The organism is Paenalicyclobacillus ferrooxydans, assembly GCF_001399675.1.
Taxonomy (GTDB): Bacteria; Bacillota; Bacilli; order Alicyclobacillales; family Alicyclobacillaceae; genus Alicyclobacillus_B; species Alicyclobacillus_B ferrooxydans.
Genome location: NZ_LJCO01000040.1, coordinates 57,285 through 73,162 on the forward strand (window position 1 = coordinate 57,285; position 15,878 = coordinate 73,162).

Consider the following 15,878-nt stretch of genomic DNA (forward strand, 5'->3'; position numbering starts at 1 on the left):
TCATCCCTCCCGGAGGTCTCGAAATGTTACATTCGAGTCGGGCACAGGCACCGATGACTGCTGAGAAAAATAGTCATATAGTGCAAGATATATAGAAAATGCAACCGTTCTCTGGTACGCCTGTGAGGCCAGTTGAACACTCTCCTGCCGATTTGAAAGGAAACCAATCTCAGCGATTACAGCCGGACCCGGAATGCGTTTCAGGAGAAATAAAGTGCTCGTCGCTGCGGGTTCACGTGCAGTCGGCAGCAACAGTTCCCGAAACCTTTCCTGCACCACCTTAGCCAGTTTCTCACCGGCCGGGTTACCCCGTTGATACAGGGTTTGTGCCCCAGTCCATCGCTCACTCGGGACTGCGTTACAGTGGATACTGATGAAAGCATCTGCATGCTTAGCTTTAGCTGTTAGTACGCGATTTCTTAAATCAGTGGACTGCCGCCGTCCAGCATGTCTGTCATGCTCACTCGCCAGGTCGTCATCCGTCGTGCGGGTTAAAACGACGTTCGCCCCTGCCTGTTGGAGGAGTTGGCTGAGTTTCAAGGCCACCGAAAGTGTAATGTCCTTTTCAAGAATCCCTGAATCGCTCCTCGCCCCCGAGTCAGGCGCTCCGTGTCCTGGGTCAAGAACAATGGTGCGTCCCAGGAGCCCTGACTCCGGCGCACCGTCTTCAGCGTACGCCTGTTTCGCCGGCATCCAGACCAAAAGAGCAACAACAGTCATGATGGACAACCAAGCTGAAACAATTCGTTTCGGTCTACTCTTTGAAATTCTATGCATGGCAAGCATCCCCCATTCGCAACAAGGTGCTAAAGCACAGTTTGCGCGAACCAAAGAAGTGCATTCATGAAAAGCCGGTGGCGAAGGTTTCCATGCAAAAAAGAACGCTGCCAACGGGCAGCGTTCTGAGAAGTTTCGAGTATCAAATTACCGTTTGGAGAACTGCGGTGCACGACGAGCAGCCTTCAAACCGTACTTCTTACGTTCCTTCATGCGTGCATCACGGGTCAAAAAGCCTGCTTTTTTCAGCGGTGCCCGCATTGCGGGATCCACCTTCAACAAAGCGCGGGCTACACCGTGACGAATCGCGCCTGCCTGTCCTGAAATACCGCCACCATAGACGTTCACATGAACGTCATAGCGCTCTGACGTCTCTGTCAGAAGCAACGGCTGCTTTACGATCAAGCGGAGCGTCTCTAAGCCAAAGTAGTCATTCAGTTCGCGATGGTTAATCATAATCTTGCCGTCACCCGGAAGCAAGCGCACACGAGCAACGGAATGCTTTCTACGGCCAGTGCCTAGATATTGAACTTGTGCCAAGGCAAAGTACCTCCTCCGTTAGTTGCTCGCTAATTCCCAAGGAATCGGCTGCTGTGCTTGATGTGGATGCTCTGACCCCGCGTACACCTTCAGCTTGGTCAGTTGTTGGCGTCCCAACGAATTATGCGGGAGCATACCCTTCACGGCTTGAAAGATAATCCGTTCCGGGTGTGTATTCAACACATCGATTGCACGTGTTTCTTTAAGCCCACCTGGATAACCAGAGTGGCGGCGATACAGTTTCTTCTGAAGCTTATTACCTGTGAACACAATTTTGTCCGCGTTGACAACAACTACGAAGTCACCGGTGTCAACGTGCGGTGTGAACTCTGGCTTATGCTTTCCACGCAGAATGGAAGCAATAACAGTTGCCGCACGTCCCACGCGCTGACCGGCAACGTCAATCACATACCATTTGCGTTCCACGGCGTTCGGTTTCGCCATGTACGTCGTCCGCATGGGGGTCCCTCCTGAGTCTAAACATGTTTTCATCACTGTTGTAACGGGGCAGCGGTGAAGAACACTAATCCTTATCCTATCTCACTTGCCCACGTCGATCAAGTTCTTTTTAATGAATCCCATTCTATTCTGCTTCATAATCCACTTTCCACAGAGACAGACCGCGAGCAGGTGCCGTTCTGCCTGCTTGAGCACGATCTCTGGCCGACAATATCTCTGGAATACTATGGCGTAATCTGCCCTCACCGAGGTCAACCAAAGTACCTACAATAATGCGGACCATGTACTGCAAAAACCCGTTTCCAGAGCAAGTGATATCCAGATAGCTGCCACGCTCTGTCACGTCAACCTGATACAGAGTCCGCCGCTTATCTTCTATAGGAGTTGTACTCGCGCAGAAGCTGGTAAAGTCGTGTTCACCGACCAAGTCCCGGGCCGCCCTTCGCATGAGCTCGACATCCATCGGTCGAGGCTCGTGCCAAGTAAAACGATAGGTAAAGATATCGGGCACATTTGCACGTTGGATGGTATAGCGATAGGTCTTACGCCGAACTGAAAATCGCGCATGAAAATCCACCGCAACTTCTTCCGCTGAGACGGGAACAATGTCCGGTGGAAGACTTCTGCGAAGAAGATATACATATCTCTCAGCAGGCGGGCCGACCTCACGCTCAAAATGCACGACTTGTCCCACAGCATGAACCCCTGCATCTGTTCTCCCGGAACCGAAAACTTCCACGGGGGTATTATGAATCTTTGCCAGATGTTCCTCAAGTACACCCTGCACAGTACGCAGGCCAGGTTGTCTGGCGAACCCGTGGAAGTCGGTTCCGTCATACGAGATGACGAGTTTAATTTTCGGCAAAGCCATCACCACACAAGAACCGTCCTGTGCTGAATCCTGCCACTTCGCCTTTGTCTCAAGACAATGCGAAATCTGCAAAGATAGAAAGCTTAAACCAGCTCAATCAAAACCATTGGAGCGGCATCTCCGCGGCGTGGACCCACTTTGATGATGCGAGTGTATCCGCCGTTGCGCTCAGCAAAGCGTGGTGCAATATCGGCAAAGAGTTTCTGTACGACATCCTGCGTCGCATCTTCATTCACTGGTTCCGGACGAACATACGCTGCAGCCTGACGACGAGCGTGCAGATCGCCGCGCTTTGCCAAAGTGATCATTCGGTCCGCAATCTTTCTGAGTTCCTTTGCTTTTGCTTCCGTGGTCTGAATACGTTCATACAAGAACAGGTCCGTTACCAAGTCACGAAACACTGCCTTGCGCTGACTCGATGTCCGACCGAGTTTACGGTATGGCACTCTATTCCCCTCCTGTGCAACTGAGACGACGATTAAAGCGAGGGTTACTCGTCTTCACGCAACGAAAGGCCCAAAGCCCCGAGCTTTTCAACGACCTCTTCCAGAGACTTTCGTCCCAGGTTGCGCACTTTCATCATCTCTTCTTCAGTTCGTGAACATAGTTCCCCAACTGTATTAATCCCAGCACGCTTCAAACAGTTATACGACCGGACTGAGAGATCCAACTCTTCAATCGGCATCTCCAGAGTTTTGTCGGACGAAGTATCTTCCTTCTCCACCATAATGTCCGTGTCCTTACCTTGCTCATTTAATCCCACGAATAACAGCAGATGTTCGGTAAGGATTTTGGCACCAAGGCTGACCGCCTCTTCAGGCGTGACACTGCCGTCGGTCCAAACTTCGAGTGTCAGCTTGTCGTAGTCAGTGACTTGCCCAACACGCGTGTTCTCCACTTGGAAGTTGACACGGGTGATAGGTGAGTACAACGAGTCAATCGGGATAACCCCAATCTCCTGCTCGCCCTCTTTATTGCGATCCGCTGACACGTAGCCGCGCCCACGTCCTGCTACGAGTTCTGCATAAAAGTGAGCGCCCTCGCTTAACGTTGCAATGTGCAAATCCGGATTCATGATGTCTACGTCAGAGTCGGCCCGGATATCTGCAGCCGTTACACTCCCGGCGCCTTCAGCGTCGATGACGATAGTCTTCTCTTCATCCGAGTGGATTTTCAGCGCCAACCGCTTGATGTTCAAAATCAACTCTGTGGTGTCTTCGACCACACCTGGAATCGTAGAAAACTCGTGTAACACGCCCTCAATCTTCACCGTCCGCACTGCTGCGCCAGGGATCGAGGACAGCAGAATGCGGCGGAGCGAGTTTCCTAACGTCGTGCCGTAGCCGCGTTCCAGCGGCTCGACGACGAATTTGCCATATCGCTCCGACGATTCCACGACCTCAATTTTCGGCTTCTCAATTTCGATCATCCGTACCCCTCCTCGCTACAGAGACCCTTACGCAATCTCAACCTGCGTAAGCCCTCTCTCGCCAACTAAGTTCCAGTAGGGCTCTATGCCGCTTGCTGCTTTGGTTAGCGCGAGTAATGCTCAACAATCATCTGTTCCGCCACTGGAGTGTCGATCTCGTCACGCGCAGGAAGGCGAACAATCTTGCCTGACTTGCTTCCCAGGTCAAGCTCGAGCCAAGCACCAACCGTCTTGGTCTCAGCGCTCTCAAGCAGGGTCTTGATGCGTTCGAGACCTTGACTCTTCTCGCGAACACTGATGACATCGCCAGGCTTTGTCATGTAGGACGGAATGTCAACGCGACGTCCGTTGACGAGGAAATGTCCGTGACGTACCAATTGACGAGCCTCTGGGCGAGACGCTGCAAAGCCCAAACGATACACGACGTTGTCAAGACGGCTCTCGAGCAGTTGCAGCAAGTTCTCGCCAGTAACGCCCTGTCGCCGAGCTGCCTCGTCGTAATAGGCTTCAAACTGCTTTTCGAGCACACCATAAAAACGGCGAGCCTTTTGTTTCTCACGCAATTGCGTTCCATACTCCGAGTTACGACGACGCCCTTGACCATGTTGTCCGGGCGGGAATGGACGCTTATCCACTGCACACTTCTCACTGTAGCAACGTTCGCCTTTCAGGTAGAGCTTAACCCCTTCCCGACGGCAGAGACGGCACACAGAATCGGTATATCTTGCCATTCTAGTGTTGACACCTCCAAATAAATCTATACTTGCAACGAATAGACTCGTTCTAAAATTAAACAGATAAACAACTTGCGACGTGACCTAAACCCGCGCCCCCTGAATAATCGAGGGTCGCACGGCGAGTGTTCGGTCCCTTCTCAGACGCGGCGGCGCTTCGGAGGGCGACAACCGTTATGCGGGATTGGAGTCAAGTCACGAATACCGCTGACCTCAAGACCGGCTGCTTGCAGCGAGCGAATAGCAGCCTCACGGCCTGCACCTGGTCCTTTAACGGTGACTTCCAGGCTCTTCATACCGTGTTCCATCGCGGTACGAGCAGCAGCTTCAGCCGCCATCTGCGCTGCAAACGGTGTGCTCTTTCTCGAGCCCTTAAAACCGACGTTACCAGCAGACGACCATGAGATGACATTGCCAGCCATGTCAGTGATGGAGACAATGGTGTTATTAAACGTCGAACGAATATGTGCTACGCCCGTTTCGACGTTCTTTCTATCGCGTCGGCGCGTACGTGTGACGTTCGCACCTTTGCGCCCTGTTCTCGCCATGCGCAAAACTCCTCCTTTAAGCCTGAAATAACACTAAGGTTGAACTTACTTCTTCTTACCCGCAACAGTTCGACGAGGGCCTTTGCGTGTGCGTGCATTTGTCTTCGTACGCTGGCCACGAACAGGCAAGCCACGGCGATGACGCATCCCTCGGTAGCTGCCAATTTCCATGAGTCGTTTAATGTTGAGCGCAATCTCACGGCGGAGGTCGCCCTCAACCTTATGGTTCTTGTCGATATACTCACGAAGTCGGATTACTTCGTCCTCGGTCAAATCCCGAATACGGGTATCCGGATTGATTTCAGTAGCAGCCAAAATCTTATTGGCGGTTGTCCGGCCAATCCCAAAAATATAGGTCAGGCCAATTTCTACTCGCTTGTCGCGAGGCAAGTCCACGCCTGCAATACGAGCCATGTTGGGAAATCCACCTCCAAAAATGCTTCATCTATAAGAACACGAACCAGTCCCTCAAGGGGCAGCCGCGCTGATTCGTGGCAAAACCAAATCACCTAATGGCACTGCAAAACAGCGCGTGATCAACCTTGGCGCTGCTTGTGCTTCGGGTTTTCGCAAATGACCATGACATTGCCCTTTCTGCGAATCACTTTACATTTTTCGCAGATTGGTTTGACGGAAGGACGAACTTTCACCGTCACACCCTCCTCACTTCCGGTATCATACCGGATAAATGTCCATTCGGCTAGAATCAGTTACTTGTATCGATAGGTAATTCTACCACGACTTAAGTCGTACGGGGACAACTCTACAGTCACGCGGTCACCGGGCAGAATCTTGATGTAATGCATTCGGATCTTGCCTGAGACATGAGCAAGAATCTTGTGCCCATTCTCCAACTCGACACGAAACATCGCGTTCGGCAACGGCTCAATGACTTTCCCTTCGACTTCTATCACATCATCTTTGGCCACTCGGCTCCACCCCTTCCTGGTCGCCTACATTCATCGCTTTATGGCTGGCATTGTACGCATTTACCGCGTCACGAAGTACAACGTCTGCCCCTCTACTCCCGACAGACACTTCGTCAAGCACCGCTTTTGAAAAGTGACTCGTACTTCTCACATGGAGAACGTTCTTTTTCTTGGGTCGCAAGGCAGTACGTTTAAACCCGTCTGCCACATAGACGAACCGGTCTGCCTCCTGTCGTACGACTACTGCCACCATTCCACGGTCTCTACCTCGCGTCACCTCGACAACTCGCCCAACCTCCGGCAATGTCGGCAATTTCGACATGGTGGACACCTCAAGCCGAAGCGGCACGCAGGATGGCGCGAATGTCGCCGTACACTTCATCGATGGCCTGCTGCCCGTCAATCTGATGCAAGATTCCGCCTTCCTGATAAAACTCAATCAAGGGCGCAGTCTGTGCGTACTGCTCTAGCCGCGTCTTGACTGCCGACTCGGTATCGTCCGAGCGCTGATATAGTTCGCCGCCGCAGTTGTCGCATCGTCCCTCTACAGCCGACGGATTGAAGACCACATGGTAGGTGGCGCCACACTCCCTGCAAATCCTTCGCCCAGTTAAACGAGCCAACAATATGTCTTCAGGGACATGCACGTAGAGTGCGTACTGCAGTGGTCTATTCAGGTCTGCCAGCAACTGTCTGAGTGCTGTCGCTTGCGGGATTGTCCTTGGAAAGCCATCGAGCACAAACCCCGCGGCTGCATCAGACTGATGAAGACGCTCTGCGACGACACGAATGGTTAGTTCATCTGGCACCAGGCGTCCGCTGTCAAGGTAGGACTTCACTTCCCGCCCAAGCGGTGTCCCCGCGCTAATCGCCGCGCGAAACATATCTCCTGTCGAGATATGAGGAACTCCGAACTCCTCAGAGATACGGACTGCCTGAGTGCCTTTGCCAGCTCCAGGCAAGCCTAACATGACGACCTGCATCTTCAAGCCCCCTCACTGGTTTTAACGGATGAACCCCCGGTAGTGACGTTGGAGCAGTTGACCTTCCATCTGTTGCATGGTCTGCAGCGCCACACCAACGATGATCAGGAGCGACGTTCCGCCAAAATAGACCGAATTCAGATTCGCTCCCGACAAAAGCAAAAACGGCAGCACTGAGATGAATCCGAGAAACAGCGATCCAAAGACTGTAATCCGATTGACAACTTTAATAATGTATTCCTCGGTGTCTTTCCCTGGACGCACCCCTGGAATATAACCAGCGTGCTTCTGCAATTGCTCAGCAAGCTGCTCGGGGTTGATCTGAATGTGTGTGTAGAAGAACGTAAACGCGATAATCAGTACGACTTCCAGCACAACATACCAGACCGAATTGGGGTACAGATACCGCATCACGGCTTCGGCCCAAGCGCGGTTCGAGAAATACGTCGCGATCGTATAAGGCAGAATCAGCAAGGAAGTTGCGAAGATGACCGGAATTACACCCGCAGCATTCACTTTCAACGGGATGTGGGTTTGCTGCCCTGCGTAGACCGTCCGCCCCACGACACGCTTCGCATACTGAACGGGAATCTTTCGTTCCGCTTGCTGCACAAATACGATCAACGCGAAGATGATCACAATGCCCGCAATCAGGACAATTGACTTCAAGATGTTCAAGAACAACTGGTTGGGGTGTGCATAGAACCAAGCACTATAGACCTCCTGGCCCAATTGCCCCATCCTCGAAATAATGCTCACAAAGATGATTACGGAAATGCCGTTGCCGACCCCTTTTTCCGTAATCATTTCGCCAAACCACATCAGCAGTGTATCTCCGGCAGTCAAGCCAATCACAATCACTGCATAGCTCCACCACGTGTGCGAGAGGAGTAACCCCTGCCGATCGAAGGTATAGGTGAGTCCCGCAGCCTGAATGACCCCGAGACAAACCGTAAGGTACCGTGTCAGCTGCGTCAGTTTCTGACGTCCTGACTCGCCTTCCTTCTGCCATTCCTCCAAGCGCGGAATCACGCCGGACTGGAGTAACTGCACCACGATGGATGCCGTGATGTAGGGTGTAACACTCATGGCGAAGATGGAGAACCGATAGAAGGCCCCACCAGAAAACATATTCAGCAGGTTAAACAGGGCATTGTTTTGCCCTGATTGATTTAGCGCGTTCTGATTCATTCCTGGTACCGGAAAGTATGTTCCGATCCGGTACACAGCAATGACAAACAGCGTGAACAAAATCCGGTTGCGAAGATGTTTCAGCCGCCACAGGTTTGCTATACCCTGCCACACCTTAAATCACCTCAGCAGTCCCGCCTGCTGCCTCAATCTTTTCCTTCGCGCTACCCGAATACGCGTGCGCCTGAACAGTCAACTTGACAGTCAGATCGCCTTTGCCAAGAACCTTGACACCATCGAGCAACTCACGAACCAACCGACGCTCCAGCAACAATTCCGGAGTGACGACCGTACCCGCAGGGAGTTCGTTCAATTGGCTGAGATTCACGATGGCATAGGTCTTGGAAAAACGCGCATTGGTAAACCCACGCTTCGGAAGACGTTTGAACAACGGCGTCTGGCCACCTTCAAAGCCCGGCCTCACGCCACCGCCGGAACGGGCCCACTGGCCTTTGCTTCCGCGTGTTGATGTTTTACCATGTCCAGAACTCGTACCGCGTCCTACGCGTTTCTTACCACGGCGAGCACCATCGTTGGACTTCAACTCATGCAGTTGCATACTTGCACCTCCTTCAATCCTTACTCCGCTTCAACAACAGTCACTTCAACCAGATGCTTGACGCGGTTAATCATGCCACGAATGACTGGCGTATCTTCATGCACAACGGTCATCTGCATTTTGCGAAGGCCGAGTGCAACCACAGTTTTGCGTTGGTTCAGAGGACGGCCAATCGGGCTGTGCTTCAACGTTACTGAAAGCTTTGTCGCCAACTGCAACCCCTCCTTAACCAATAATCTCTTCGACGCTCTTGCCTCGCAAGCGAGCAACTTCCTCGGCCCGCTTTAACTGGTTGAGCGCGTCAAGCGTCGCATGTACCATGTTGATTGGATTGTTGGATCCAAGCGACTTGGTTGCGATGTCCTTAATACCCGCAAGCTCCAAGACGGCACGAACAGGGCCGCCTGCAATCACACCGGAACCTTCGGGAGCTGGCTTAATCAGAACTTGACCAGCACCAAAGTGACCGAGTGCCTCATGCGGAATGCTGGTACGCTTCATTGGAACATGGATCAGGTTCTTCTTCGCATCCTCAATACCCTTGCGAATGGCATCAGGTACCTCCTGGGCTTTACCAAGCCCAGCACCGACGTACCCGTTCCCGTCACCGACAACAACAAGGGCTGAGAATGAAAACCTACGACCGCCCTTCACAACCTTAGCAACGCGGTTTACATGAACAACGCGTTCCGTCAGTTCGAGCTGATTCGGATCAATGCGCACAGAGACACCTTCCTCTCAATTAGAATTGCAGACCTGCTTCACGAGCAGCATCTGCGAGGGCTTGCACCCGACCGTGGTACAAGTAACCACCGCGGTCAAACACGACCTCGGAAACGCCTTTTTCCAATGCCCGCTTTGCGACGAGCTCTCCAACCATGCGGGCTGCGTCCACATTGCCGCCATTCTTCAGTTGTTCGTTCAGTTCCTTATCGACGCTGGAGGCACTTACGAGTGTATTTCCAGTCACGTCATCAATGACCTGTGCGTAAATGTGCTTATTCGACCGATAAACATTCAGACGTGGTCTTGCCTGTGTGCCAGTGATGCGATTGCGCACACGCAGATGGCGTCGTTTCCGGGCGAGGTTGCGGTCCTCTTTTGTAATCACGCCGATTCACTCCCTTTCTCCGTGAACGGATTACTTCTTACCAGTCTTACCGACTTTACGACGAATGCGTTCGGTCTCATATTTGATACCCTTGCCCTTATACGGCTCCGGTTTACGCAACGCACGAACGCGGGCAGCGTAAGCACCCACAACTTCCTTATCGATGCCACGAATAATCAACTTGGTCGGTGCAGGAACCTCAACTTCGATTCCCTCTTCATTATCCAACACCACTGGGTGCGAAAAGCCAAGAGAAAGTGTCACCTTATCCCCTGACTTCGCGGCACGATAACCAACACCGACGAGGTCAAGATTCTTTGTAAACCCGTTGCTTACACCTTCGACCATGTTCGACAACACACTGCGAGTCGTGCCATGGAGGCTGCGATGATCTTTCTCGTCAGATGGCCGTTCAACAAGGGCTTCATTGCCATTTACAACGATCTTCATATCCGGATGGAACTGGCGCTCCAGAAGGCCCTTCGGACCTTTTACCTTTACGTACGAACCATCTACGGTTACTTCCACCCCAGCCGGAATCACAATCGGTTTTTTACCAATACGGGACATCTTCCCACCTCCGTTCTATCTCTGCCTCAAATCACCAAACGTAGCACAGAACCTCGCCGCCAACGCCCGCCTGACGAGCTTCTTTATCGGTCAAGATACCCTTCGATGTGGAGATGATAGCAATGCCCAGGCCGCCGAGAACACGTGGAACACCGTCATTTGGAACATACACGCGCATCCCAGGCTTGCTAATCCGCTTCAATCCAGTGATAACACGTTCCTGACCTTTACCGTACTTCAGGAACAAACGAATGACACCCTGTTTCTCATCCGCAATAAATTCGGCATCGCGGATGAAGCCCTCACGCTTCAAAATCTCAGCAATGGACTTTTTAATATTAGAGCCCGGGATTTCCACTTTCTCATGACCCACCAAGTTGGCGTTTCGAATCCGGGTGAGCATATCTGCAATCGGGTCAGTCATAACCATTTATCAAAACCTCCTTCCGTGCGTGCCTGTTACCAGCTCGCCTTTTTCACACCAGGCAATTGACCTTTGTAGGCCAAGTTGCGGAAGCAGATACGGCAGATCCCGAACTTGCGCAAAACCGAGTGCGGGCGGCCGCAGATGCGACAACGTGTGTACGCCCGAGTGCTAAACTTTGGGTTACGCGCAGCCTTGATAATCATCGACTTCTTTGCCACGTGATCGCTCCTCTCTTTTGAATGAATCCTACATAATCAAGGTCAGTTACTTTCGGAATGGCATGCCCAAGTGAGTTAACAGCGCACGCGCCTCTTCGTCGGACTTTGCGGTTGTTACCACAACCACTTCCATGCCGCGGACTTTGTCCACCTTGTCGTACTCAATTTCAGGGAAGATCAGCTGCTCGCGCAGACCGAGCGTATAGTTACCGCGGCCATCAAACGCCTTTGGCGACACACCCCGGAAGTCACGAACACGCGGCAATGCAACGTTCATCAATTTATCAAGGAAGTGGAACATCCGCTCACCACGCAAAGTCACCTTCACGCCAATCGGCATGCCCTGACGGACACGGAACTGCGCGATTGATTTCTTAGCACGGGTGACGACTGGCTTTTGACCAGTGATCGTCACGACGTCTTCCACAGCAGCATCAATGACTTTCGGATTTTGAACAGCTTCGCCGAGACCTAAGTTGACGACAACCTTTTCAATCCTGGGCACTTGCATAACAGTGGAATAGTTGAACTGCTTCATCAGTTCTCCCACCACTTGGGACTGGTATTTTTCCTGCAGACGGGTCACTGCTTATTCTCCCTTCACCTGGCTACTCGTCAATCACTTCGCCAGACTTTTTGGCATACCGGACTTTTCTTCCGTCTTCCAGCAGCTTGAAGCCAATCCGGCTCGCTTCCCCGCTCTTCGGGTCAGCAATTTGAACGTTGGAAATGTGAATTGGAGCTTCCTTTTGGATGATGCCACCCTCAGGATTCGCCATGTTTGGCTTTGTGTGCCGCTTCACAACGTTCACGCCTTCGACCAGAACCCGCTGTTCCTTCGGAAACACTGCGAGCACGCGTCCTGACTTCTGCTTGTCTTTACCTGCAATGACAACTACCTTGTCACCCTTCTTAATCGACACTTTCGACAATCTCAGCACCCCCTCGTTTCCCAGGCTCACAAAACTTCAGGTGCCAAGGAAATAATTTTCATGAAATCGCGATCGCGCAACTCACGAGCAACGGGGCCAAAGATACGGGTTCCACGAGGACTTTTGTCTTCACGGATAATCACGGCCGCGTTCTCATCGAAACGAATATAGGAACCGTCTTTACGACGAAGCCCACGTCGACTACGAACGACAACAGCCTTGACCACGTCGCCTTTCTTGACAACGCCACCGGGTGTTGCACTTTTGACTGATGCGATGATGACATCACCAACATTCGCCGTCTTGCGATTGGAACCACCCAAGACGCGGAAGCACATAATTTCCTTCGCTCCCGTGTTGTCGGCTACCACTAACCGTGTTTGTGGTTGAATCATTCGGATTGCCTCCTTCCAGCGGGAACGATTAGATCACTACTGCTTTCTCAATAATCTCAACAAGACGCCAACGCTTATCTTTACTTAGAGGACGGGTTTCCATGATCCGCACTGTATCGCCAATCTTGGCCTCGTTCTGTTCATCGTGCGCCTTAAACTTCACTGTGCGCCGAATCGTCTTGCCGTAAATACGATGCTTTACATATTCCTCAACGGCCACAACGATTGTCTTTTCCATCTTGTCGCTGACAACCTTGCCGACACGGACTTTGCGATAATTCCGTTCCACCAAGTCAACCTCCCTCCTTGAGTTAAACGATACCCAGTTCACGCTGCTTCAGAATGGTCTTCGCACGTGCGATATCTTTCCGAACCTGACGAATTCTCATCGGATTCTCCAACTGACCCGTGGCGAGCTGGAAACGGAGGTTGAACAACTCATCCTTGAGTTGGTCAATGCGGCTTTCGATTTCTTCGCTGGAAAGCCCGCGAAGTTCATTAGCTTTCATCAGCTTCACCACCCACTTCGTCACGAACTACAAACTTCGTCTTGATTGGCAGCTTGTGCGCTGCAAGACGCATCGCCTCACGGGCAATTTCCTCGGTAACACCATCAATTTCAAACAAGATCCGACCCGGTTTCACCACTGCAACCCACTTTTCAGGGGATCCTTTGCCGCTGCCCATACGGGTTTCAGCCGGCTTCTGCGTAACTGGCTTGCTCGGGAAAATCTTAATCCACACTTTACCGCCGCGACGCATATAACGCGTCATTGCAATACGAGCAGCTTCAATCTGGCGATTTGTAACCCAAGCTGCTTCCAGAGCCTCCAGACCATACTGGCCGAAGGTTACTTCGTTGCCGCCTTTGGAAGCACCGGTCATACGTCCACGATGTTCTTTACGGTGCTTAACACGTTTCGGCATCAACATGGTTAGTTGCCTCCTTCCTCAGCGCCCTTCCGGTTGCGTTGTGGCAGAATTTCACCACGGTAGATCCAAACTTTTACGCCAATCCGTCCGTACGTTGTGTGTGCTTCAGCCAACGCGTAGTCGATATCAGCGCGCAGGGTGTGAAGTGGTACTGTGCCTTCAGAGTAACCTTCGGTGCGAGCTATTTCAGCGCCGCCCAAACGACCGGACACCTGAACACGGATGCCTTTGCCACCAACGCGCATTGTCCGTTGAATTGCCTGTTTCATCGCACGGCGGAACGAGACACGTCGTTCCAACTGTGTTGCAATATTCTCGGCAACCAATCGAGCGCTCAAATCGGGGCTCTTGACTTCGGAAATCGAAATATGGACTCGCTTGCCAGTCAAGCTGTTGAGTTGATTCCGCAGGGCATCGACCTCGGAGCCACCCTTACCAATGACCATACCTGGCTTTGCAGTGTGGATAATAACGTTGATACGGTTCGCTGCCCGTTCAATGTCGATTCCTGCAACAGCTGCGTCCTTCAAACGTCGTGCTACAAAATCACGAATCTTCAAGTCCTCGTGAAGGAGGCCCTGATAGTCCTTTTTGTTTGCAAACCACTTGGATTCCCAATCGCGGATAATTCCAATGCGCATACCAACGGGATTTACCTTTTGACCCATACGCTTCTATCCCTCCTTACTTCTCCGCCACCACGACGGTAATATGACTCGTGCGCTTCATGATGCTGTATGCGCGACCTTGAGCGCGGGGATGGAACCGTTTCAACGTCGGACCTGGATCGACAAAGATCTCTTTCACGAACAGTCTTTCCACATCCATGTTGTGGTTGTTCTCCGCATTCGCAATCGCCGACTTCAGCACCTTCTCCACGACCGGAGATGCACCTCGCGGCGTTAACCTCAAAATCGCAAGCGCTTCGCCAATCTTCTTACCTCGAATCAGGTCCACAACCAATCGAACCTTACGCGGTGCAATCCGGATATACTTGGCTCTAGCGCGGGTCTCTGTAGCTTCCATCTGTTACCCTCCTTTCGCAATGAAACGATTAACGTGAACGGGAGCCCTTTTCATCACCAGCATGACCCTTGTACGTACGGGTCGGTGCGAACTCACCAAGTTTATGACCAACCATATCCTCCGTCACGTAGACCGGCACGTGCTTACGACCGTCGTGAACTCCGAAGGTATGTCCTACAAACTGTGGAAAAATCGTCGAGCGGCGCGACCAAGTCTTGATAACACGCTTCTCGCCAGCAGTGTTCAGGCCCTCAACTTTCTTCAGCAAATAGCTGTCGCAAAACGGCCCCTTCTTTAACGAACGACTCACGGAAAAACCTCCCCTCGCCCCAGCCAACAAGAGCGGCCGGGATGATTTTATTCGACTGCCGACAGGAGCAATCACTGTGCTCCCGAGATTTACTTCTTCCGGCGGCGGACAATGTACTTGTCATTCGGGTGATTCTTTTTACGGGTCTTCTTGCCAAGCGTCGGCTTACCCCAAGGCGACATCGGGGACTTCCTGCCGACAGGCGCCTTACCTTCACCACCGCCATGCGGATGGTCTACCGGGTTCATAACCACACCACGAACCGTCGGGCGCTTACCCATCCAACGAGACCGACCGGCTTTGCCGATATTCACGTTCTCATGGTCCAGATTGCCTACCTGACCGACTGTCGCACGGCACTCCAGACGCACAAGACGCATTTCACCAGAGGATAGGCGAATGTTCGCATAAGTGCCTTCCTTCGCCATCAACTGAGCCGAGGCGCCCGCAGCACGCGCCAACTGTCCGCCCTTGCCAGGCTTCAGCTCGATGTTGTGAATGACGGTACCAACCGGAATGTTTGCAATCGGCAACGCGTTACCCACGCGAATGTCAGCCTCCGGACCGGATACCACCATCTGCCCAACTTTCAAGCCGTTCGGCGCGATGATGTAACGCTTTTCACCATCCACGTAGTGTAGAAGCGCAATGCGAGCCGAGCGATTTGGATCATACTCGATCGTCGCAACCTTCGCAGGCACGCCATCCTTATTGCGCTTAAAGTCGATTACACGATATTGACGTTTGTGACCGCCACCCTGGTGACGAACTGTGATTTTACCCTGGTGGTTACGGCCCGCACGTGTTTTCAACGGAGCAAGCAGAGACTTCTCTGGTTGGTCGGTCGTAATCTCTTCAAATGTCGAAACCGACATAAACCGACGCCCCGGGGAAGTAGGGCGATATTTTTTAATGCCCAACGTCACAACCTCCTTT

31 protein-coding genes are annotated in these 15,878 nt (G+C 52.2%); all 31 read right to left on the reverse strand.

Going from position 1 to position 15,878, the window contains the following annotated elements:
* The 31 genes from AN477_RS08625 to rplB all read right to left on the reverse strand — a co-directional run bounded on the left by AN477_RS08625 (position 1) and on the right by rplB (position 15,862).
* The gene (locus tag AN477_RS08625) at positions 1–777 is read right to left on the reverse strand and encodes an N-acetylmuramoyl-L-alanine amidase (protein ID WP_054968770.1); all 777 of its coding nucleotides are present in this window, start codon (positions 775–777) and stop codon (positions 1–3) included.
* A gap of 147 nt (positions 778–924) precedes the next feature.
* Positions 925–1,317: a 30S ribosomal protein S9 gene (gene rpsI, locus AN477_RS08630; RefSeq protein WP_054968771.1), complete on the reverse strand. Its 393-nt coding sequence runs from the start codon at positions 1,315–1,317 to the stop codon at positions 925–927.
* Positions 1,318–1,335: 18 nt separating this feature from the next.
* Positions 1,336–1,776 (reverse strand): 50S ribosomal protein L13, encoded by a 441-nt coding sequence (rplM, locus tag AN477_RS08635; RefSeq protein ID WP_054968772.1) that lies wholly within the window; start codon positions 1,774–1,776, stop codon positions 1,336–1,338.
* A 124-nt stretch (positions 1,777–1,900) separates the two neighbouring features.
* A complete protein-coding gene (gene truA / locus AN477_RS08640) occupies positions 1,901–2,641 on the reverse strand; it encodes a tRNA pseudouridine(38-40) synthase TruA (protein WP_054968834.1) in 741 nt (246 codons plus the stop codon).
* 89 nt (positions 2,642–2,730) lie between these two features.
* The gene (gene rplQ / locus AN477_RS08645; RefSeq protein WP_054968773.1) at positions 2,731–3,093 is read right to left on the reverse strand and encodes a 50S ribosomal protein L17; all 363 of its coding nucleotides are present in this window, start codon (positions 3,091–3,093) and stop codon (positions 2,731–2,733) included.
* A 44-nt stretch (positions 3,094–3,137) separates the two neighbouring features.
* Positions 3,138–4,076, reverse strand: coding sequence for a DNA-directed RNA polymerase subunit alpha (locus tag AN477_RS08650; protein ID WP_054968774.1), 939 nt, complete (start codon positions 4,074–4,076; stop codon positions 3,138–3,140).
* A gap of 104 nt (positions 4,077–4,180) precedes the next feature.
* Positions 4,181–4,807 (reverse strand): 30S ribosomal protein S4, encoded by a 627-nt coding sequence (rpsD, locus tag AN477_RS08655; protein ID WP_054968775.1) that lies wholly within the window; start codon positions 4,805–4,807, stop codon positions 4,181–4,183.
* 143 nt (positions 4,808–4,950) lie between these two features.
* A complete protein-coding gene (gene rpsK / locus AN477_RS08660; RefSeq protein ID WP_054968776.1) occupies positions 4,951–5,358 on the reverse strand; it encodes a 30S ribosomal protein S11 in 408 nt (135 codons plus the stop codon).
* 45 nt (positions 5,359–5,403) lie between these two features.
* A complete protein-coding gene (gene rpsM, locus AN477_RS08665) occupies positions 5,404–5,772 on the reverse strand; it encodes a 30S ribosomal protein S13 (RefSeq protein ID WP_054968777.1) in 369 nt (122 codons plus the stop codon).
* 122 nt (positions 5,773–5,894) lie between these two features.
* Complete coding sequence (rpmJ, locus tag AN477_RS08670) at positions 5,895–6,008, reverse strand: 50S ribosomal protein L36 (RefSeq protein WP_021296640.1); 114 nt, start codon at positions 6,006–6,008, stop codon at positions 5,895–5,897.
* A 60-nt stretch (positions 6,009–6,068) separates the two neighbouring features.
* A complete protein-coding gene (gene infA / locus AN477_RS08675; RefSeq protein WP_021296639.1) occupies positions 6,069–6,287 on the reverse strand; it encodes a translation initiation factor IF-1 in 219 nt (72 codons plus the stop codon).
* Positions 6,274–6,609: a KOW domain-containing RNA-binding protein gene (locus tag AN477_RS08680; RefSeq protein WP_054968778.1), complete on the reverse strand. Its 336-nt coding sequence runs from the start codon at positions 6,607–6,609 to the stop codon at positions 6,274–6,276. The genes infA and AN477_RS08680 overlap by 14 nt, the downstream gene beginning before the upstream one ends.
* 10 nt (positions 6,610–6,619) lie before the next feature.
* On the reverse strand, positions 6,620–7,270 hold the full coding sequence (locus AN477_RS08685) for an adenylate kinase (protein ID WP_054968779.1): 651 nt from the start codon (positions 7,268–7,270) through the stop codon (positions 6,620–6,622).
* Between the two features lie 21 nt (positions 7,271–7,291).
* Positions 7,292–8,575, reverse strand: coding sequence for a preprotein translocase subunit SecY (gene secY / locus AN477_RS08690; protein ID WP_054968780.1), 1,284 nt, complete (start codon positions 8,573–8,575; stop codon positions 7,292–7,294).
* A gap of 1 nt (position 8,576) precedes the next feature.
* The gene (gene rplO, locus AN477_RS08695; protein WP_054968781.1) at positions 8,577–9,020 is read right to left on the reverse strand and encodes a 50S ribosomal protein L15; all 444 of its coding nucleotides are present in this window, start codon (positions 9,018–9,020) and stop codon (positions 8,577–8,579) included.
* 20 nt (positions 9,021–9,040) lie between these two features.
* Complete coding sequence (gene rpmD / locus AN477_RS08700) at positions 9,041–9,232, reverse strand: 50S ribosomal protein L30 (RefSeq protein WP_054968782.1); 192 nt, start codon at positions 9,230–9,232, stop codon at positions 9,041–9,043.
* 13 nt (positions 9,233–9,245) lie between these two features.
* The gene (gene rpsE / locus AN477_RS08705) at positions 9,246–9,743 is read right to left on the reverse strand and encodes a 30S ribosomal protein S5 (protein ID WP_054968783.1); all 498 of its coding nucleotides are present in this window, start codon (positions 9,741–9,743) and stop codon (positions 9,246–9,248) included.
* A 19-nt stretch (positions 9,744–9,762) separates the two neighbouring features.
* A complete protein-coding gene (gene rplR / locus AN477_RS08710; protein WP_054968784.1) occupies positions 9,763–10,131 on the reverse strand; it encodes a 50S ribosomal protein L18 in 369 nt (122 codons plus the stop codon).
* Between the two features lie 30 nt (positions 10,132–10,161).
* Positions 10,162–10,701, reverse strand: coding sequence for a 50S ribosomal protein L6 (gene rplF / locus AN477_RS08715; protein WP_054968785.1), 540 nt, complete (start codon positions 10,699–10,701; stop codon positions 10,162–10,164).
* A gap of 31 nt (positions 10,702–10,732) precedes the next feature.
* Positions 10,733–11,131, reverse strand: coding sequence for a 30S ribosomal protein S8 (gene rpsH / locus AN477_RS08720; RefSeq protein WP_054968786.1), 399 nt, complete (start codon positions 11,129–11,131; stop codon positions 10,733–10,735).
* A 29-nt stretch (positions 11,132–11,160) separates the two neighbouring features.
* On the reverse strand, positions 11,161–11,346 hold the full coding sequence (locus tag AN477_RS23735; protein ID WP_083486096.1) for a type Z 30S ribosomal protein S14: 186 nt from the start codon (positions 11,344–11,346) through the stop codon (positions 11,161–11,163).
* Positions 11,347–11,392: 46 nt separating this feature from the next.
* Complete coding sequence (rplE, locus tag AN477_RS08725) at positions 11,393–11,932, reverse strand: 50S ribosomal protein L5 (protein WP_054968787.1); 540 nt, start codon at positions 11,930–11,932, stop codon at positions 11,393–11,395.
* Between the two features lie 22 nt (positions 11,933–11,954).
* Positions 11,955–12,269 (reverse strand): 50S ribosomal protein L24, encoded by a 315-nt coding sequence (gene rplX / locus AN477_RS08730; RefSeq protein WP_054968835.1) that lies wholly within the window; start codon positions 12,267–12,269, stop codon positions 11,955–11,957.
* 35 nt (positions 12,270–12,304) lie between these two features.
* Positions 12,305–12,673: a 50S ribosomal protein L14 gene (gene rplN / locus AN477_RS08735; protein ID WP_054968788.1), complete on the reverse strand. Its 369-nt coding sequence runs from the start codon at positions 12,671–12,673 to the stop codon at positions 12,305–12,307.
* A 28-nt stretch (positions 12,674–12,701) separates the two neighbouring features.
* Positions 12,702–12,965: a 30S ribosomal protein S17 gene (gene rpsQ / locus AN477_RS08740; RefSeq protein ID WP_054968789.1), complete on the reverse strand. Its 264-nt coding sequence runs from the start codon at positions 12,963–12,965 to the stop codon at positions 12,702–12,704.
* A gap of 19 nt (positions 12,966–12,984) precedes the next feature.
* Complete coding sequence (gene rpmC / locus AN477_RS08745) at positions 12,985–13,182, reverse strand: 50S ribosomal protein L29 (protein ID WP_054968790.1); 198 nt, start codon at positions 13,180–13,182, stop codon at positions 12,985–12,987.
* Positions 13,172–13,606 carry a 50S ribosomal protein L16 gene (gene rplP / locus AN477_RS08750; protein WP_054968791.1) on the reverse strand — a complete coding sequence of 145 codons (435 nt, stop codon included), beginning with the start codon at positions 13,604–13,606 and terminating at the stop codon, positions 13,172–13,174. Before rplP ends, rpmC begins: the two co-directional genes overlap by 11 nt.
* 2 nt (positions 13,607–13,608) lie before the next feature.
* Positions 13,609–14,274, reverse strand: coding sequence for a 30S ribosomal protein S3 (gene rpsC, locus AN477_RS08755; protein WP_054968792.1), 666 nt, complete (start codon positions 14,272–14,274; stop codon positions 13,609–13,611).
* A gap of 16 nt (positions 14,275–14,290) precedes the next feature.
* Positions 14,291–14,632 (reverse strand): 50S ribosomal protein L22, encoded by a 342-nt coding sequence (gene rplV / locus AN477_RS08760; protein WP_054968793.1) that lies wholly within the window; start codon positions 14,630–14,632, stop codon positions 14,291–14,293.
* Positions 14,633–14,660: 28 nt separating this feature from the next.
* Positions 14,661–14,942, reverse strand: a complete 282-nt coding sequence (rpsS, locus tag AN477_RS08765; RefSeq protein WP_054968794.1) for a 30S ribosomal protein S19 — start codon at positions 14,940–14,942, stop codon at positions 14,661–14,663.
* An 89-nt stretch (positions 14,943–15,031) separates the two neighbouring features.
* Positions 15,032–15,862, reverse strand: coding sequence for a 50S ribosomal protein L2 (rplB, locus tag AN477_RS08770; RefSeq protein WP_054968795.1), 831 nt, complete (start codon positions 15,860–15,862; stop codon positions 15,032–15,034).
* Positions 15,863–15,878 lie beyond the last annotated feature (16 nt).

What these genes read in the sequence shown, in the direction of transcription:
- AN477_RS08625 (WP_054968770.1), bottom strand. Translation starts at nt 777, where the DNA reads ATGCATAGAATTTCAAAGAGTAGACCGAAACGAATTGTTTCAGCTTGG.
- rplM (WP_054968772.1), bottom strand. Translation starts at nt 1,776, where the DNA reads ATGCGGACGACGTACATGGCGAAACCGAACGCCGTGGAACGCAAATGG.
- AN477_RS08650 (WP_054968774.1), bottom strand. Translation starts at nt 4,076, where the DNA reads ATGATCGAAATTGAGAAGCCGAAAATTGAGGTCGTGGAATCGTCGGAG.
- rpsD (WP_054968775.1), bottom strand. Translation starts at nt 4,807, where the DNA reads ATGGCAAGATATACCGATTCTGTGTGCCGTCTCTGCCGTCGGGAAGGG.
- rpsK (WP_054968776.1), bottom strand. Translation starts at nt 5,358, where the DNA reads ATGGCGAGAACAGGGCGCAAAGGTGCGAACGTCACACGTACGCGCCGA.
- rpsM (WP_054968777.1), bottom strand. Translation starts at nt 5,772, where the DNA reads ATGGCTCGTATTGCAGGCGTGGACTTGCCTCGCGACAAGCGAGTAGAA.
- AN477_RS08680 (WP_054968778.1), bottom strand. Translation starts at nt 6,609, where the DNA reads ATGTCGAAATTGCCGACATTGCCGGAGGTTGGGCGAGTTGTCGAGGTG.
- AN477_RS08685 (WP_054968779.1), bottom strand. Translation starts at nt 7,270, where the DNA reads ATGCAGGTCGTCATGTTAGGCTTGCCTGGAGCTGGCAAAGGCACTCAG.
- rplO (WP_054968781.1), bottom strand. Translation starts at nt 9,020, where the DNA reads ATGCAACTGCATGAGTTGAAGTCCAACGATGGTGCTCGCCGTGGTAAG.
- rplF (WP_054968785.1), bottom strand. Translation starts at nt 10,701, where the DNA reads ATGTCCCGTATTGGTAAAAAACCGATTGTGATTCCGGCTGGGGTGGAA.
- rpsH (WP_054968786.1), bottom strand. Translation starts at nt 11,131, where the DNA reads ATGGTTATGACTGACCCGATTGCAGATATGCTCACCCGGATTCGAAAC.
- rplN (WP_054968788.1), bottom strand. Translation starts at nt 12,673, where the DNA reads ATGATTCAACCACAAACACGGTTAGTGGTAGCCGACAACACGGGAGCG.
- rpmC (WP_054968790.1), bottom strand. Translation starts at nt 13,182, where the DNA reads ATGAAAGCTAATGAACTTCGCGGGCTTTCCAGCGAAGAAATCGAAAGC.
- rplP (WP_054968791.1), bottom strand. Translation starts at nt 13,606, where the DNA reads ATGTTGATGCCGAAACGTGTTAAGCACCGTAAAGAACATCGTGGACGT.
- rpsC (WP_054968792.1), bottom strand. Translation starts at nt 14,274, where the DNA reads ATGGGTCAAAAGGTAAATCCCGTTGGTATGCGCATTGGAATTATCCGC.
- rplV (WP_054968793.1), bottom strand. Translation starts at nt 14,632, where the DNA reads ATGGAAGCTACAGAGACCCGCGCTAGAGCCAAGTATATCCGGATTGCA.